The following is a 16,501-nucleotide window of genomic DNA, read 5'->3' on the forward strand; positions in this document are numbered from 1 at the left end:
CTTGTGGTTTTGTGTCGTTGTCTGCAGTGCGGTGCGGCCTTTAGCGTGGCTCGATCACCGGTACGGTCGCAGCGCCTGAATAGTTCAGATAGACGGTCTTCTTGCGCAGATAGGCCTCGAGCCCATGCGTGCCGTCGTCGCCGCCGACGCCGCTGTCGCCATAGCCGCCATGAAAACCTTGCAGGCTCTCGGGGCCGACGCGGTTCACATAGACTTCGCCGAATTCCAGTTCATTGACCGTGCGCATGATCGCGCGCATGTCGTTGGTGAACAGATAAGCGGACAAGCCGTAGCGGCTCGTATTGGATAGCGCCAGCGCTTCGTCGAGCGTATCGAACGGCATGATCGGCACCACCGGCCCGAAGATTTCCTTGCGCATGATCGGCATGTCGGCCGACAGCCCGGTCAGCACGGTCGGGTTGTACCAGTAGCCGCCCGCGCTCGGCGCGCTGGCTGGGCGCCCGCCGCCGTACGCGACGTGCGCGCCCATGCCGATCGCTTCTTCGACCAGCGCGTCGACCTTGTCGAGTTCCTGCCGGCTGACTTTCGGACCGATATCGGTCTGCTCGTCGAGCGGCATGCCGACCTTCAGTTGCCGCGTCGCCGCGACGAAGCGCTCGACGAACGCGTCGTATACGTTGCGCTGGACCAGCGTGCGTTCATTGCAGATGCACACCTGGCCGCAGTTCATAAAGCGCGAGGTGGCGGCCGAACGCACCGCGAGATCGAGATCGCTGTCGGCCATCACGATGAACGGTGCCTTGCCGCCCAGTTCGAGCGACACCGGCGTCAGGTTCGCCGCGGCGGCCGCCATGATGCGCTTGCCGGTCGGTACGCTGCCCGTCATCGACAGCAGATCGAGGTCCGGAGATCGCGTGATGGCCTCGCCGACACGTGCACCGCTGCCATTGACGATATTGACGACGCCCGCCGGCACACCAGCCTCGTCGAAAATGCGCGCCATCTCCTGAGCCGACAGCGGCGTCATTTCGTGCGGCTTGAGCACGACGGTGTCGCCCGCGATCATCGCCGGCGCGACCTTGCGCGCGACCAGTACGCTCGGATAGTTCCACGGGATGATCGCGCCGACCACGCCGAGCGCGACCCGCTGGATCCAGATCTGTTCGCCGGGGAAGTCGGACGGCAGGATTTCGCCCTGAATGCGCCGCGCGAATTCCGCGAAATAATCGAAGAATTCGGCGGTGCCGGCGACTTCGCCGCGCGCTTCGCGAATCGTCTTGCCTTGCTCGAGCACCACGACCCGCGCGAGCCGCCCGGCGTCGCGCCGCACCAGCGCGGCGATGCGCTTCATGTACTGCGCGCGCTCCAGCGGCGAGCGCTTCGACCATGCGCCAAAGGCGCGCCGCGCGGCGGCGATCGCCATGCCGACCTGGGCGGCCGACACCTGCTGGACGGTCTGCAGCACCTCGCCGGTAGCCGGGTTGACGACCTCGAAACTGCCGTCCTCTCCGTTCACCCATTTACCGTCGATGTACGAACGGCTCTCGATGTCGCGTATTGCTTCCATGCGCTTCGTATTCCTTCACTGAAAGACATACGGCGGCCAACGGAACGCCGCATGTCACTGAGAACAGAACCCGGCAAAAAAGGAAGGCGGACGCGCGGGCGGATGAGCCGCGCCGGCGTCGTTGAGACCTGCGACTGAGTGTAGGCCAGATTGATCGCTTCGAGCATTTGGTGGTTCTACCTATGCTCGGATCGATCAATTTTGACGGTCGAACCGGTTCGGCACGGCGGCGGCGTGCGCGCGGATAGCATCGCGCGAAGCTCCGCCGCTGTGGGCGGGCGAGCGCGGCAGCATGACACACGGCAAATTCAGGTGGGGATTTTGATCGATTCGATCATTTTTGCGGCGATGCGCCGTTCATACGGCCCGATCGCGCTGCGATTCGATCCATTTGATGAAAGACTGGACCGCCGGATTCATCGCGGTTTCCGGCCGGCACACCAGATAAAAGCCGCGAGCGCGCCGCAACACGACCGGCGACAGCAGATGCAGCCGGCCCTCGGCCAGATCGCCGGCCAGATAGCGCCGTTGCACCATGCCGACGCCGATGCCGTCGAGCGCGCTCTGGTAGATCAGCGACATGTCGTCGAACGGGATCCGGTTGGTCGCGATCACGTCGGCAAGGCCGGCGGCTTCGAGCCAGTCCGGCCAGTCGTCGAGATGCAGCGTATGGACCAGCAAGGTCGACGACGCGAGCGCCTCGTCGAGCGGCTGCCCGGCAAAGCGCTCGCGCATCGCGCTGTTGCCTACCGCCACCAGTTCATCGGCGAACAGCTGCGTGGCGTGCAGGCCGGGCCAGTGGCCTTGCCCGTAGCGCACGCCGAGGTCGACGTGGTCGCGCTCGAAATCGACTGCATCGAATGCGGTAGAGAGGCGCAGTTCCACTTCGGGATGCATGCGCTGAAAATCGGGCAGGCGCGGAATCATCCAGCGCACCAGCAACGTGGTGTACGCGCGCAGCGTCACCTGGGTACGGGCCGACGCGGCGGACAGCAGATCGGTCGCTTCGCTCATCATCCCGAACGCGCGTTCTAACGTGCGCGCGTAGCTCTGGCCGTGCGTGGTGAGCAGCAACTGGCCGCCTTCGCGATCGAACAGCCTGACGTTCAGCGAGTCCTCGAGATTGCGGATATGCCGGCCGACCGCTGTCGGCGTGACGTGCAGTTCTTCGGCGGCGCGAGTCAGCGTGCCTTGGCGGGCAACGGCTTCGAATGCCCGTAAGGCGTTGAGCGGCGGCAAACGGTGCATCTCGGCGGCTCTCCTGTCCGGGCGCACGGGGAAAGCCGCTACTTTACCGCAGCACCGGCACACCGCCGGGCCGTGTGCCGGTGCTGCAGGCTGCTGCACACCGCTGCGGCTCACGGCTTAGCGCTCGCGCAACAGGCGGCCGTAGCCGTCGATCGGTTCGCCGATGCCGCTCACGCGCAGCGCGTGCCACATCATCGCCGATGCCGCGGAGATTACCGGCTTGCCCAGGTCGCGCTCGAGCAGTTCGAGCGCGCCGAGCGTCGGCATACCCACGCCGCTCAGAAAGATCGCTTCGGCGTCGGGCCGGTCGACCTTGCGCGCGACCTCATAGGCGCGCTCGTCGCTTTCCTCGTAGATGTTGCGCACGTTGTCGAGGCGGCCGTAGCTGACCACGTCGATATCGTGTTCGCGCAGATGCGCGACGCCTTGCAGCGTGGTCGCTTCGTTGTACGGCGTCGCGTACGCAATGCGCGCGACGCCGAGCTTGCCGAATGCCGCCATCACCGAACCGAATGCGGTGATAAAGCGCAGCTTCCATTGCTGCTCGATGCGTGCGATCAACGCCGCTTCCGCTTCGCGCCCGAGCGTGTAGCTGGTCGCGGTGTGCGCCATCACGACGACGTTCGGCGACACCATCGCGAGCAGTTCGAGACACGGGTCGATGCTTTCGATCTGGCTGCGGTTGCGCTCGTCCTGGCCATCGTGCGTGCCGGCCGCGCCGTGCGCGGTCATGCGCGTGAAATGCACCGACACGCCCCGCGGCGCCAGCTCGAACATCTCCGGCTCGACGGTCGGGTTGCCGGGCGGCACCAGAAAGCCGATGCGCGCTCTCCATCCTTTCATACGTTGACCTCTGGAACGATAGGGCCCGGCAACGGTGCCGGGTAGTTTGACAATCGGCGCTGCGGTGTCGGGGCTGCGTTACGCCGGCCTGATGCTTGAGCTGTTTGTACGGGTTGTGTCGCTTGTGCTATTTGCCGCGGCGTCCACGCGTGCCACGAAGGCGAGCGTTTCGCGCGCGCAATCATCGGGATGCGTGGCAGCGATGTGATACGAGTCGGCCGGCACCTCGACCCACAACGAACCCGCGACGCTTTCACGCAAGCGCTGCAGATCCGCCGCCGCGGGACGCTGGTCGTAGTGCGATTTGTCCACCGCCACCGGCGCGCCGGCCGCGATGAAAAGCGTCGGGCAGCGCACGCGTTCCGGATGGCTCGGACCATCGATGCCGGGCAGCAGGCGAAAGCACGCCGCCACGCTGGCAGCGGGCGCGGTGCCCATTGCGCGGGTCCACCACTGCATCGCCGCCGGCGACAGGCTGCTGCCCATGCGGCCCGGCATCGTCTCGTGCGCCCAGCGTTCGACACCATTGCCCGCGCCTTCGACCATCGCGAGCCAGTCGCCGATCCATGGGCCGAGCGCCTTGTTCGGCGAAGGCAGCATGCCGGCTAGCGTCAGCGATGCAATCCACGGTAGCTGCCGCTGCGCCAGTTCGAAGGCAATCAGTGCGCCGAGTTTGGTCGCGACCAGATGCACTCGCGTGCGGCCGAGGGCGGCGACCATCTGCGCGATGTCGTCGGCCCAGTCGGCAATCGTGAAGTCCGGCGGCAGCGCGCTCGAGCGGCCAAAGCCGCGCAGGTCCGGACGCAGCACGCGATAGCGGCGCGCCAGTTGCGGCGTCCATGCACGCCAGGTCTCCGCGCGCTCGGCGATGCCATGCAGCAGCAGCACGGTGTCGGGCGTGCGCCAGCCGTCGGTGTAGTCGTCTTCGATGCAGAAGAGTTCGCCGTGCGGCTCGCCGTACGGCTTGCCGTACGCGTTGCCGTCGCGTGCGCCGCGTACCGCCACGCGGTGTGCGGCAGCTGCCGGCTCTTCGTTGAATTGAACGGTGTCGGTCATGTTCGTGTCTAGCGGTCGAAAGCAGGTCGGAAAGGATGATCAGGAAGCGGGTTGGCAGCGGTGCGAATCGGCATCGGCCAGCGCCCGCGCTGCAAACGCGGCGCGTCAGCGCGCCTGTTGCAACTGGCCGCCCGGCGGCGCCGCGTGATTGCGCTTGAGCAGCAGCGTCACGCTCATGCCGAGCAGCGCAAGCACCACCATCGGCAGCAGGCCCATGCGGAAGTTGCCGGTCAGATCGCGAATCCAGCCGATCAGCGTCGGGCAGATGAAACCCGCGACATTGCCGATCGCGCAGACCTGGCCAATACCCGCCGCGGCCGAGCGCTCGGACAGCGATTCCGCGCACAGCGCGAACATCGGCGCCTTGACCGCGTAGCAGCCGGCAAGCGCGACCGTCAACGCGATCACGGTCGGCGCCAGCGTCGTCAGAAACATGCAGGCGATCAGCCCCACCGCCGATACCGCGAGCGGCAGCGCCGTGTGCCAGAAACGTTCGCCGGTACGGTCGGAGCGGCGTGCCCAGACGATCATCGCCGCGGTGGCGACACCGAACGGAATCGCGTTGATCAGGCCGGTCTGGAAGTTGGTCAGGCCGAACGCCTTGATGATCTGCGGCTGCCAGTAGCTCAACGCATAGTTGCAGCCGACCGAGCCTGCGTAGACCACCGCGAGACCCAGCACGCGCAGGTTGCGCAACACCTGCCAGATCGACTCCGCTTCGACGATGGCTGGCCCGCTGCGCTCCGCAGCAAGCCGCTCGTTCAGCCATTGACGTTCGTCGTCGGCAAGCCAGCGCGCCTGCGCCGGGTTATCCGGCAGCACGACGAGACACAACAAACCCATCAGCACCGCAGGCACGGCCTCGATGATGAACAGCCACTGCCAGCCATGCAGCCCGAAATAGCCTTCGAGGCCGAGCAGTGCGCCCGAGATCGGCGAACCGATGAAATTGGCGAGCGGCATCGCCATCAGAAACAGGCTCAGCACATGCGCGCGGTTGCCACGCGGAAACCAGGTGCCGAGATAGAGAATCACGCCGGGGAAGAAGCCCGCTTCGGCGACACCCAGCAGGAAGCGCAGCAGCAGGAACGACTTCACGCCGGTCACGAAGGCGGTCGCGCCCGAGACGAGGCCCCAGCTGATCATGATCCGGCAGATCCAGCGGCGCGCGCCGACCTTCGCCATCATCATGTTGGCCGGCACTTCGCACAGACACAGCGACACGAAGAATGCACCGACGCCCCAGCCGAACACGGTCGCGGAGAAACCCAGCTGATGGTTCATCTGCAACGCGGCGAAGCCGACATTGACGCGATCGATGAAGGAAATGAAAAACGCGATAACGAGAAACGGGACGATGCGGCCCGAGATCTTCGTGATCGTGCGCGTCTCTATGGACGCGTGCGGAAGCTGCGGCATCAAGCGTGTCTCCTCGTGGCGCCGCGGCGTATCGAATGCGCGGTCTGGCTCAGTGGCTGGGCGCTAGGATAGGAAATTCATGCGTGTGCCGCCATCGACATTTTTTCTGCGGAGAGTGAAGTTTTTGTCGATGGGGAGGATGAGGTGCGATGACCGGTGAATGCGGCCAGCCTCGGTCCGCTTGCCGGAGCGCGTTTGTCGACTGCTTCCTGCCGCGCCTGCGGGCTCGCGTCGCAGCGGCGTGATGCGCGCGGCGGTCAATAGAGCCCGCCTTCGCCAAGCGCCCAGTTTCCGGCCGCACAGGCCCGTTGCCGCCGCCGCTGGTCGTAGGTCTCCATGATGGGCCGCGATAACAGTTGCTGAAAACGGTCCTGCAGTTGGGAAGGCACCTCTTTCGCGCTCCAGCCGTGATGCAGCAGGTACTGTGCGAGCGCCGGACTATTTCGCTCAACCGCCGCTTGCAGCGGTATCGCATGGCTATCAGGATGACCCGGATCGAAGCGGACATGGGTCAACCACGCACCCGTGCGTTGCGCAACCACGTCTGGCGGCGAATTCTGCGCCCAGTCCGCCAACTCGCGCCACATGCTCTCTTCTTCGTCGGGCGTTTTCACGTCCATGCCGGCGTGAAGAAGCCACGCGAAGGAATCCTCCGTCGCGCCGCGCGCCGCTGCCACGAACACGCTGTCGGCCGCATATTCGCCTCTCACTGCGTGCGGATCGACGCCTTGCTTGATCAATGCCTCCATCGAACGCGTCGAACCTGCCATCGTTGCGCCGTAGAACGCGCTGTCGCGATCCTTGGGCCCCCACAGCGGCATGAACTGCCCGGTAATTGCCGGGTTGTCGCGAAAGCCGACCAGTGCAGCCAGCGAACTGGGGAAGTAGTACAGCGTGCCGTCCTTGCAGAAAGCCGGATCGACGTGGTCGATTTCCTTGCTTTGATAGGTTTGCGGCGTGAGGTCTTTCAGCATTACCGCGAGCGTGCTGGTCGCGTTCGCCAGCACGGCCCGGCTGATCCATTCGCTGCGTCCGGCGCTTTCGTCGCAGTCGTATTCGCGGCAGCCTGCCAATGCGGATTTAAAGGCGGCGACATTGTCGCTGCGCAACGCGGCCTTCATACGCTGCACCGTGTCGGCTTCCCGCGCTTTGCGCTGGTCCTCGCGAGCGTAGCGTGCAACGTCCTGATATTGCTCGTACACGATCAGACCCAGCCAGAACACGGCAATCGCCGCCAACAGGATTTGCAAGCCGAACGCGATCGACTTTCGCGCTCCTTCCCGCCATGGTGTTTCGCGGGCGGCATAAATCAATAGCAGGACAATCGACGCAAGGCTCACCGGAATGCCGACATATTCCAGGCCCATGAAATACACCAGCCCGGCGCCGTAATCACCCGCGGCCAGCAGCCCCAACCAGCCCAAAACGCTGTAAATCAGCATGCCCCAAAGTCCAATTCCGGAGAGGACAAGGAGAACCGAAGGGCGTTGCCTGAACATCGGTGCCGGTGCAGGCGCAACAACCGGTTCGGTATTGGGGAGTTGCTGACTCATCGTGCGAGGCCCAGATATTTTTTTGATTAGTCGGACTTTATCTCATCGAATGTAGGCTTGTCAGACTAACTCGATATCGTTCTCGCCACCGATTTGGATCATTGTCAGAATCGCCCGTCAATAAATTCAATCGGCATATTTTTGATCAATCTTCGATTCATTTTATGCGGATGGTTTCATGCACCAATGGTTAGCGAAACGATGGTTAATGTCTTCTTGTGGAGCATCACCCGGTTCGTCGGTCTTCTTTATGACAAACCCGAAAGCCGCGAATATCGCCCCTGGTCCCCCGCGCGTTATTCGTCTTTAATCCGCTTGACAGAACGCCGCGCGGCCGCCGCGACAATACCGACAGCCGCTTCCAGTTGCGCCGAAGCCGGCCAACCCGTGTTGATACGTAGATAACGCCCAGAGCGCACCGAATTTGAAAAGATAAACCCCGGCGCCACGAATACGCCCTTCCGCAACGACTCTTCGAACACCGCCTCGGCCGACACATCCTCCGGCAACTCGACCCACAAACACATGCCGACGCGCGGTAGCGTTGCCGCTGCGGTCCCAGCTCCTGGCAGCGCGCAGCGGTTTGTCGCTGTCGGCTGTCGCGGCTCCGGGCGCAATCGGGATCGCCGCGTGCACTCAGGCATTGCGGTGGATCGCGCGCGCCCTCGCAGGCCGTCGACACGTCTCTGATACCGGTGCGCGCAGTCATCGCGAAAGCGAAAGAGCTTGACTGGATTGTGCCCCGGGCGTACTGTGCTCAGTTGAAGTCTTCAAGAAGTGCGATTGCTCATCATTGCCCGTCCCCCGCGGTATTCGTTGTCCTCTCCCTCCTTGATACTTTTTCTCGCGCCCGCATCAAAGCGCAAATACTCAATCGTTTTAAGGAAGTTCTCATGGATACCGGTACCGTCAAGTGGTTCAACGACAGCAAGGGTTTTGGCTTCATTACCCCGGACAAGGGCGGCGACGACCTGTTCGCACACTTCTCCGAAATTCGCGGTGACGGTTTCAAGACCCTCGCCGAAAACCAGAAAGTCAGCTACGAAACGAAGCGCGGCCCCAAGGGCCTGCAAGCATCGAACATCACACCGCTGTAAAGCAGCCGCGGTAAGCTGCCACAGTAATCTGCATGAGTATCCGGTCCCGTACGGGACCGGCGCTGTACGATCCATCGTTCAGCACTTGCCTCGGTTGCGGGCGCCGTTGGTTCATCACGGCGGCCGCTTCGCGTTCAGGCGTCCGGGGCTTATCTGCGCGAACGTCCAGTCACACGATCCATTTACCGCGATTTCGCGAGCGATCCGTCAGGAGGACACCATGGCCAAAGGTCAATTGCGCAGCAACAAGGAAGCGAAGAAACCCAAGCAGGCCAAGGCTAAACCGAGTCCTGGCGCTGCGTTGAACTGGGCGTCACCCAAGACGCCGGCACCGGTCAAATCCGGGGAAAAGAAGTAAACCCCCGAGGCCCGACACCGAACCGGGCCAGTCGCCCGATTTGCAGCCCGGTTCGCAGACGATGCGCGCATCACCTCGTTGCCGCTCGCTCGTACACATTGCGTATTCGACGTTGTGTCGGGAAGCCAACCCATCCCTTGCAGAAAGCGGAGATCAACACGCCGGCTTCTGGTAAGGTCAATCATTTTGCGGAGAAACCGGTTTGGCAAAAGAAGAACTACTGGAACTAGACGGCGTCGTGGACGAAGTACTGCCTGACAGCAGATACCGTGTCACGTTGGAAAACGGCGCAGTCGTCGGTGCATACGCATCGGGCCGCATGCGCAAGAACCACATTCGCATTCTCGCGGGCGACCGCGTCACCCTGGAATTGTCGGTCTACGATTTGACGAAAGGCCGCATCAACTTCCGTCACAAGGACGAGCGCGCACCTGCGCGGCCGGCCCGAAACGGCAATTTCAACCGTCGTTGACCAACGCGGCCAGGGGATCCGGCCGAAGGGCCAGATTCTCGATGGCGCGCAATCGTCGAAAGCGACGCATATAGACCTCGCAAGAAGGTCCGTTACCTTGGCCGAGCCGACGCCCGACCCCCCGGGCAAAGGCGCGAGCCAACCGCCGTAAGCGGGCCGGTTACCGCCGCAACACCGTACCGGCCAACAAGCGGAAATGCACTCCGCTTCCCTTCCCCGCTGCAACCCGCGCGCTGCTGTTTGACGCGCACCGGCTCGCCTTCCCCGCTACAGCCTTATACCCGCCCGCCTTGCAAGCTTCGATGCGTTTCGAGCGCACTGCGTTCAACCCAGTTGTGCTGCAACAGCCCGTCTTCGCGCACATGCAATACCGCCGTTCCCGTCATGTCGATCGGTGACTGGCAGGGTTCCGATCCCATGAAGCCATTGTTTTTGCCGGTTACGCGCCAGCGGCTCACGACCCGGTCACCGGCTTCATTCTGAAAAGTTTCGATGACCTCGAACCCGAAGTCGTTGATGCTCGCGAGGAACGCGGCGACCCACTTCTTGAATTCGGTACGCGAACGAATGACCACCCCACCCGTCGTGATCGCGAAGTCCTCCGCCACGAGTTGATCCACGGCATCGGGATTGCGTGACTGCCAGACCTGGCGCCAGAAGTTCTCGACACGCTCAACTGAATTACGCTTTTCCATGTTCCTGCTCCACAAAAGCAATCAAGTCATACGGCTAAGCGTTCCGGACTCCCATCGAATGCCGCACGCCCGAATTTATTATGTGAGCTTGCGATCAAGATGACAAACGACTAATCTTAATCACATCTAGCAGATCGACGAATGGATGGAAGCATGACGCTGGATCTGGATTTACTCCGTGCGTTCGTTGCTGTCGCAGAGTCTGGCAGCTTTACGGCGGCGGCCAACGTGGTCGGACGTTCTCAATCGGCGGTCAGCCAGAAGGTGTTGCGACTGGAAGACGCGTTGAACGTACGCGTGTTCGAACGCACCAGCCGCTCGCTGAAGCTGACGCCCGATGGCGAACGTGTACTCGCAGCCGGAAGGCGCCTTCTCTCGCAGTACGATGCGTTCGTGCATGAGCTTCGCGAGCCTGCGCAACCCACGCGCTTGCGGCTCGGTGTTTCCGAAAACCTCGTGCAGTCGCAACTGCCCCTTATCCTGGCGCGTTTCGGACAGCGTTTTTCGTCGGTTCAGCTCGACCTGACCACGGGTTCCAGCCACGAGCTCATCGAAAGTCACGAAGCCGGCCTTCTCGACGTCGTGTTCGCCAAGCGCAAACGCGAGGGCTCGTCGCATCGCGGGCGTGTGATCTGGCGCGAACCTCTGGTCTGGCTCGCCGCGAAAGGCTATCGAAGCGACGCATCTCGCCCGGCGCGCCTCATCATGATGCCGCCGCCCTGTGCCTATCGCGAGGTGATGACGGAGACGCTCGAAGCAGCCCGTCGCGAATGGGCCGTGGCCTGCACGGCCAGCAACCTGATCGGTGTGCAAGCCGCGGTGGTGGGAGGACTGGGCGTCACCGTGCTGGGTAAGTCTTTCGTGCAAAACGGTATGAAGGTTCTGCCGACCTCCGCGCAATGGCCGGCGCTGCCCGCATCCGAAGTCGCGGTCATCGGCGAAGAGCCGACCACACAGCACATCGTCGAACCGCTTGTATCGATGTTTGTCGACGTATTGACGGAAAGCTCGTCGATTGCACTGGACGCGAAGGTCACGTCGGAATAGCACGCCTGCGGGAGAAACATATTTGCTCGGCGCACAGCTAGTGCCCAACCCGGCTTCGCGCCGCGCCCGGCCCACCGGGACAATCGCTTGATCCAGGCGAACCGCTGCTAGCTGCCATTCATACTTTGCGCTTCAACCTCTGGGTGTCGGTCCACATAATCCTCTAACCGCGATTCGCAAGTCATGCGAATCGCGCCATTCAGAGGACAGACAATGGGCTCCACCATCACCGAGAAAATCATCGCGCGTGCTGCAGGGCTGCGCTCCGTAGCACCGGGCGATGACGTCATGGTCAAGCCCGATTTCGTGCTTGCATACGATTTTCCTGGTTACACGAACGTGTATTTCAGGCAGTTGAAGCAGGACCTCGGCATCGAGCGGATCGCCGAACCCGAACGATTCGGCATCTTCATCGATCACATGATTCCCGCTGCCTCGGCTGAGGAGGAAGCGTTTCACATCGAGACGCGGCAGTGGACTACCGAGAACCAGGTCGCGCTGCTCGAAAGAAAGGGAATTGGACATCAGGTCGCCGCCGAGGTTGGCTATGCCGTGCCGGGCGCGCTGGTCGTTCATTTCGATCCGCATATCAGCCAGTTGGGCACGTTCGGCACGTTGGCGCTCGGTATTCACCGGAACATGCTGGAAGCCTATGCGCGTGACCGTATCGCGCTGCGCGTGCCGCATACGGTCCGTATCGATCTCGAGGGCAAGCTCAATCCGGGTGTGATGGCGCGAGACGTGTTTCACCACATCGTCAGACAGATCGGCTCCGGCGGTTGCCGCTTCAAGGTGATGGAACTGGCGGGATCGGCACTCGACTCGATTTCGATCGAGGGGCTTCAAACCATCACCGGGCTCGCGATGTTCACGGGCGCCATTTCGGCGATCGTCGATCCCCAGGGCGAGCGGCTGCGCTATGCACTTGCACGGGCGAAGATGTCTGTCGAACCGCTCCACAGCGATCCGGACGCATCCTATGCGGCCATACACACCATCGATCTGGGCGCGATCGAGCCGATCGTCGTGGTGCCGCCGAGCCCTGCGAACACGCGCGATCTGCGTGACTTTATCGGCCTGCCTATCCATGCAGGATATCTGGGCTCATGCGCATCGGGGCGCCTCGAAGACCTTCGAGCGGCGGCGGCCGTTCTGCGCGGCCGGCGCGTTGCCGACGGTTTCAGCCTGAACGTCGTGCCCACTTCGCAGCAGATCATGCTCGAGGCGTCGCGCGAAGGCCTGCTGTCGACGCTCGTCGAAGCGGGCGCGTTTATCTCTTCGCCTAGCTGCGACTACTGCTACGGCCGCATCGGCACGATAGCCGCGAAACAACGTGCCGTCTCCACAGGCACGCTCAATGTTCCGGGACGCATGGGCAGCGCCGATGCGGAAATCTATCTGTGCAACGCCGGGGCCGTCGCGGCCGCGGCGATCGAGGGCCGCATTGCCGATCCGCGCCACTACCTGTGAGAGCAACCATGACTCTGAAGAATCCTCGCGGACGCGTTGCGTTCGTGTTTTCCGACGATGACTACGACGTGGATCAGATCGTAGGCGTGAAGAACATCCGGGTTCAGGACCGCGACGAACTGCGGCGCATCGTGATGAAGTCGATCGACCCCGATTTCGTTTCGACCGTACAGGTAGGCGACATTCTTGTCGGCGGCCACAATTTCGGATACGGCCACCCTCACTACCCCCCGATGACAGCGATGCGAGATCTCGGCATCTCGGCGGTCATTGCCGAATCGTTTTCGCCCGGCTACTGGTGGGGTGAAATGGCAGAGGGATTTCCGCAGATCACGTGCCCCGGCATTCTCGAACTGGCGCGGCGATGGGATCAGGTTGAAGTCGTATGGAGCGCAAACGTCGTCAGGAATCTGACCACTGCGCGCTCACTGTCATTCGAGCCGCTTGGCCCCGTCGCGCAGCAGATGCTCAGTTCGGGCGGCCTCGTCGGTTACCTCCAGTCCTTACCCTCACCCTTGCCCTTGCCTTGACGGATCAGCCCATGACAACGCTGTCACCCATTTCGCGAGACTGCGGAGCGTCGACTGCGCTACGCCAAGCAGTCGATAAAAGCCGTGCTCTCGTGATTCCCGGCGCCTACGACGCCTTCAGCGCAAAACTCGTCGAAAGCGCGGGATTCGATGCGGTCTATGTCGGCAGCTATGCGACGGCTGCAGCCGCGCACGGCATGCCCGACGTCGGCAGCCTGACGCTGGACCAACTCGTCGATCATGCGCGCAAAGTCGCGTCGGCCGTCTCCGTGCCCGTGATTGCAGACGCCGAAGGGGGTTTCTTCGAAGCCGGCAATATCTGGCGAACGGTGCAGGAATTCGAACGCGCCGGCGTCGCGGCGATTCACATCGAAGATCACGCGGGCGGCAAACATACCGATCTGCCGCAACGGCTGATCCCCCTCGAACAGATGCTCGCCCGGCTGCGCGCCGCGCTCGACGCCCGCCGTTGCGCCGACTTCATCATCATGGCCAGAACCGACGCGATGTGGGCCACTCAAGACGAGGATGAAGCGATTCGGCGTGTGAAGGCTTTCGCGGAAATCGGCATCGAATATATCTTCGCCAACGGAGCGACGCCCGACGTGCTGCGTCGAATCCGGAAAATGGTGCCCGCGAAATACGTGACGATCAATCACCCGACGGTGCGCGACCGAAGCGAATGGAATGATGCTGCCGATATCGTTCTCGACTACGGCTTCTGCCTGCAGGCGGTGGCAAAGTCGCTCACCGCAGCGTTGTCGGCCTACCGCGCGTCATCAGACATGGGCAGCACCGATGTCTATCTCGAACCCGCCAATGTGCTGGAGGCGCGGCTGGGATACGACGCTTTTACGCAGCGGGCGAATCGATATTCCTGAAACCTCGTCACCCGCCGAACCCATATTTCGCATCCCGCATCGATATAAAGGAATTCCAGAATGAGAACGGAACCGGCCCATTTGCTCGCCGACAATTTTGCGTTCCTCGAAGGGCCGCGCTGGTACGGTGGTCATCTCTGGGTTTCCGACATCACCGACCAGAAGCTCTATCGCGTCACCCGGGACGGCAAGCGCGAAGTCGTGTGCGAGGTACCCCAGCGTCCCTCCGGGATCGGCTTTCTGCCGGATGGCTCGGTTGTCGTAGCTTCGATGGTGGACCGCAAACTGATGCGCGTCGTCGACGGCAAGCTGGTTCTGTACGCGGACTTGTCCACGCTGGCCCCCGCCGATCTGAACGATCTTGTCGTCGATGATGTCGGGCGAGTCTATGTCGGAAACTTTGGCTACGATCTGTTCGGCGGCGCGAGCAAAGTGCCCGCGGATCTCTTCGTCGTCGAGCCCGATGGAACGGCACGTGTCGCCGCGCGCGGCTTCGACTTCCCAAACGGCGTGGTCCTGAAAGACGACGGCACCAAGCTGATCATTGCCGAATCTTGGTCGAACCGGCTCAGCTGTTTCGATCGGGACAAGAACGGTGTGCTGTCGGGCCGTCGCGTTTATGCGGACCTCGGCGAGCGCCAGCCTGACGGCATCTGCATTGATCGTGAAGGTGGAATCTGGGTGCCATGCTTCAACACGGGAGAGGTGCTTCGTATTCTGGACGGCGGCGTGATCACGGATCGCGTATCGGTAGGCGACCGGCGTGCGGTCGCGTGTCAACTCGGTGGAGACGATGGGCGCACGCTGTTTTGCTGCACCTTCGATGGCCTCCCGGAGGATCTGATGACCGGCAAACGTCTGGCGGCCATTTACACGGTGCGCGTGCCGATCCCGGGGAATGGACTGAATACCGCTTGAGCACGGCGACGCAAGTATCCGCCGTTTGCGTTTGCGTCATCCGCTATGATCGATGTTCCCGCCAACGGAGAACAGCCGATGACCCGCCCGGATTTCATCAAGCACTGGACCGAACTGGAACAACCCGATGCGCACTCCTATCCCGGCGACACCGAGCCCATGGTGCTCGACGCGCCGCTTTCGGCTGCACTCGGCATTACGCGCATCGGTATCCATCATGTGAGGCTTCTGCCTGGCCGCAGGACCTCCTACCCGCATGCCGAAAGCACCGAACAGGAATTCGCGTACGTGCTCGAAGGCAAACCCGACGTATGGATCGACGGCGTGCTTCATCCTCTGGCGGTGGGCGACTGTGTCGCGTTTCCGTCCGGCACGGGAATCTGCCACACCTTCATCAACAACACGAAGGATGAGGTCAGGCTGATGGTGATCGGCGAACGTCCGCGCGACGACAACCGGATCCGCTATCCGCTCAATGAAGCATATGAACTGACGCGTGCTGACCGATGGGTGGACTGGCCTGCGCGACCGCTAGGCAAGCACGACGGCCGGCCTGATTGAGATTGCCTACGCCGTCAGCCATCCATCACTCGCGGGCATGAGACTGCCCCCTAACCAAGGATGTTTTTCTCGCAATCGTCCCAGTACCGAAGCGGGTCGCGATGTTGCGGATAGTGCAAGTTGAGCCACGCGGACAGTCTCGTCCAATCCGGATGGTTGGTACCCGTCTGTGCCGACCAGATCGACGATCTCTCGAGAATTTGCCCATTCGCGCGATCGCGCACCAGCAAGCTGCCTAATCCGCTTGAACTGTTCGACTGCGATTCGAGCAGATATCGCGGCAGAATCCGCAGTTCAGCATCTTCGGCCCACCCGTACAACGCACGCACCACGCCGGCGGGATCCCGCAACTCGATCGGTCCGCTTTTCGGGCGGGCGGCGCTCCATCCTTCGGGAAACTCCGTGACGAGTTCGCCTTTTTCTTCCCTCACCCACCTGACGCGCCACGCCCGCACCACCGACTCGCGCATATGCGCTATCGATTCATAGCCAGCCGGCAACTCGATCGCCATCGGCAGCGCAATGAGGTTGTCCTTCCACAGCTTGCGTTCGTCGTCGATCCGCTCGGTTACGTCGAACGCCCCGGCCTCGAACGGATTCTCGGGACGGCTCGATACTTTCACGCTACCGCCTGGCAGCCCTTCGAAAAGGCGCTCAGCATCATGGCGGGTCAGTTTTGTCTTTCCTTTCTTCATTCGGTTGCTCCGCAGCAAGGTTGTCGCCGATGCGTACGCCATATCGCGACCGGAACCGGGCGCCCATGGCTGTCACGCGTCTGCACGTGCAGCAATCTTATACCTCGCCACTCGCTCGCTGCCGGCTTGC

18 protein-coding genes are annotated in these 16,501 nt (G+C 62.5%); 9 read left to right on the top strand and 9 right to left on the bottom strand.

The window, feature by feature from the left end:
• Positions 1-40: 40 nt before the first annotated feature.
• The 7 genes from aldA to ACYVNQ_RS37845 all read right to left on the bottom strand — a co-directional run bounded on the left by aldA (position 41) and on the right by ACYVNQ_RS37845 (position 8,168).
• Positions 41-1,528, bottom strand: a complete 1,488-nt coding sequence (gene aldA / locus ACYVNQ_RS37815; protein ID WP_460911020.1) for an aldehyde dehydrogenase — start codon at positions 1,526-1,528, stop codon at positions 41-43.
• Between the two features lie 357 nt (positions 1,529-1,885).
• Positions 1,886-2,776, bottom strand: coding sequence for a LysR substrate-binding domain-containing protein (locus ACYVNQ_RS37820; RefSeq protein ID WP_460911022.1), 891 nt, complete (start codon positions 2,774-2,776; stop codon positions 1,886-1,888).
• Positions 2,777-2,893: 117 nt separating this feature from the next.
• Complete coding sequence (locus tag ACYVNQ_RS37825; RefSeq protein ID WP_460911024.1) at positions 2,894-3,619, bottom strand: maleate cis-trans isomerase family protein; 726 nt, start codon at positions 3,617-3,619, stop codon at positions 2,894-2,896.
• Between the two features lie 78 nt (positions 3,620-3,697).
• Positions 3,698-4,675 (bottom strand): alpha/beta fold hydrolase, encoded by a 978-nt coding sequence (locus ACYVNQ_RS37830; RefSeq protein ID WP_460911026.1) that lies wholly within the window; start codon positions 4,673-4,675, stop codon positions 3,698-3,700.
• A 105-nt stretch (positions 4,676-4,780) separates the two neighbouring features.
• Positions 4,781-6,094 (bottom strand): MFS transporter, encoded by a 1,314-nt coding sequence (locus tag ACYVNQ_RS37835; protein ID WP_460911028.1) that lies wholly within the window; start codon positions 6,092-6,094, stop codon positions 4,781-4,783.
• Between the two features lie 257 nt (positions 6,095-6,351).
• The gene (locus ACYVNQ_RS37840; protein WP_460911030.1) at positions 6,352-7,536 is read right to left on the bottom strand and encodes a hypothetical protein; all 1,185 of its coding nucleotides are present in this window, start codon (positions 7,534-7,536) and stop codon (positions 6,352-6,354) included.
• Between the two features lie 407 nt (positions 7,537-7,943).
• Positions 7,944-8,168 carry a hypothetical protein gene (locus ACYVNQ_RS37845; RefSeq protein WP_460911032.1) on the bottom strand — a complete coding sequence of 75 codons (225 nt, stop codon included), beginning with the start codon at positions 8,166-8,168 and terminating at the stop codon, positions 7,944-7,946.
• A gap of 372 nt (positions 8,169-8,540) precedes the next feature.
• Here ACYVNQ_RS37845 and ACYVNQ_RS37850 point away from each other — a divergent pair, with 372 nt between their 5' ends.
• The 3 genes from ACYVNQ_RS37850 to infA all read left to right on the top strand — a co-directional run bounded on the left by ACYVNQ_RS37850 (position 8,541) and on the right by infA (position 9,574).
• Complete coding sequence (locus ACYVNQ_RS37850) at positions 8,541-8,744, top strand: cold-shock protein (RefSeq protein WP_010109085.1); 204 nt, start codon at positions 8,541-8,543, stop codon at positions 8,742-8,744.
• A gap of 220 nt (positions 8,745-8,964) precedes the next feature.
• Complete coding sequence (locus tag ACYVNQ_RS37855) at positions 8,965-9,102, top strand: hypothetical protein (protein WP_460911035.1); 138 nt, start codon at positions 8,965-8,967, stop codon at positions 9,100-9,102.
• 202 nt (positions 9,103-9,304) lie between these two features.
• Complete coding sequence (infA, locus tag ACYVNQ_RS37860) at positions 9,305-9,574, top strand: translation initiation factor IF-1 (protein WP_460911037.1); 270 nt, start codon at positions 9,305-9,307, stop codon at positions 9,572-9,574.
• A gap of 275 nt (positions 9,575-9,849) precedes the next feature.
• Here infA and ACYVNQ_RS37865 read toward each other — a convergent pair whose 3' ends face one another.
• Positions 9,850-10,269 carry an ester cyclase gene (locus ACYVNQ_RS37865; protein WP_460911039.1) on the bottom strand — a complete coding sequence of 140 codons (420 nt, stop codon included), beginning with the start codon at positions 10,267-10,269 and terminating at the stop codon, positions 9,850-9,852.
• A 153-nt stretch (positions 10,270-10,422) separates the two neighbouring features.
• On the opposite strand from ACYVNQ_RS37865, the gene ACYVNQ_RS37870 reads away from it, so the two are divergent.
• The 6 genes from ACYVNQ_RS37870 to ACYVNQ_RS37895 all read left to right on the top strand — a co-directional run bounded on the left by ACYVNQ_RS37870 (position 10,423) and on the right by ACYVNQ_RS37895 (position 15,676).
• Positions 10,423-11,316 carry a LysR family transcriptional regulator gene (locus tag ACYVNQ_RS37870; protein WP_460911042.1) on the top strand — a complete coding sequence of 298 codons (894 nt, stop codon included), beginning with the start codon at positions 10,423-10,425 and terminating at the stop codon, positions 11,314-11,316.
• Between the two features lie 213 nt (positions 11,317-11,529).
• Positions 11,530-12,786: a 3-isopropylmalate dehydratase large subunit gene (locus tag ACYVNQ_RS37875; protein ID WP_460911044.1), complete on the top strand. Its 1,257-nt coding sequence runs from the start codon at positions 11,530-11,532 to the stop codon at positions 12,784-12,786.
• Between the two features lie 8 nt (positions 12,787-12,794).
• Positions 12,795-13,316, top strand: coding sequence for a 3-isopropylmalate dehydratase small subunit (locus ACYVNQ_RS37880; protein ID WP_460911046.1), 522 nt, complete (start codon positions 12,795-12,797; stop codon positions 13,314-13,316).
• A gap of 11 nt (positions 13,317-13,327) precedes the next feature.
• Positions 13,328-14,197, top strand: a complete 870-nt coding sequence (locus ACYVNQ_RS37885) for an isocitrate lyase/PEP mutase family protein (RefSeq protein ID WP_460911280.1) — start codon at positions 13,328-13,330, stop codon at positions 14,195-14,197.
• Between the two features lie 60 nt (positions 14,198-14,257).
• A complete protein-coding gene (locus ACYVNQ_RS37890; protein WP_460911048.1) occupies positions 14,258-15,115 on the top strand; it encodes an SMP-30/gluconolactonase/LRE family protein in 858 nt (285 codons plus the stop codon).
• 78 nt (positions 15,116-15,193) lie between these two features.
• Complete coding sequence (locus ACYVNQ_RS37895; RefSeq protein ID WP_460911050.1) at positions 15,194-15,676, top strand: cupin domain-containing protein; 483 nt, start codon at positions 15,194-15,196, stop codon at positions 15,674-15,676.
• Positions 15,677-15,726: 50 nt separating this feature from the next.
• On the opposite strand, the gene ACYVNQ_RS37900 is transcribed toward ACYVNQ_RS37895, so the two are convergent.
• Positions 15,727-16,371 carry a hypothetical protein gene (locus tag ACYVNQ_RS37900; RefSeq protein WP_460911052.1) on the bottom strand — a complete coding sequence of 215 codons (645 nt, stop codon included), beginning with the start codon at positions 16,369-16,371 and terminating at the stop codon, positions 15,727-15,729.
• Positions 16,372-16,501: the final 130 nt, after the last annotated feature.

This window comes from Paraburkholderia jirisanensis, assembly GCF_054782355.1.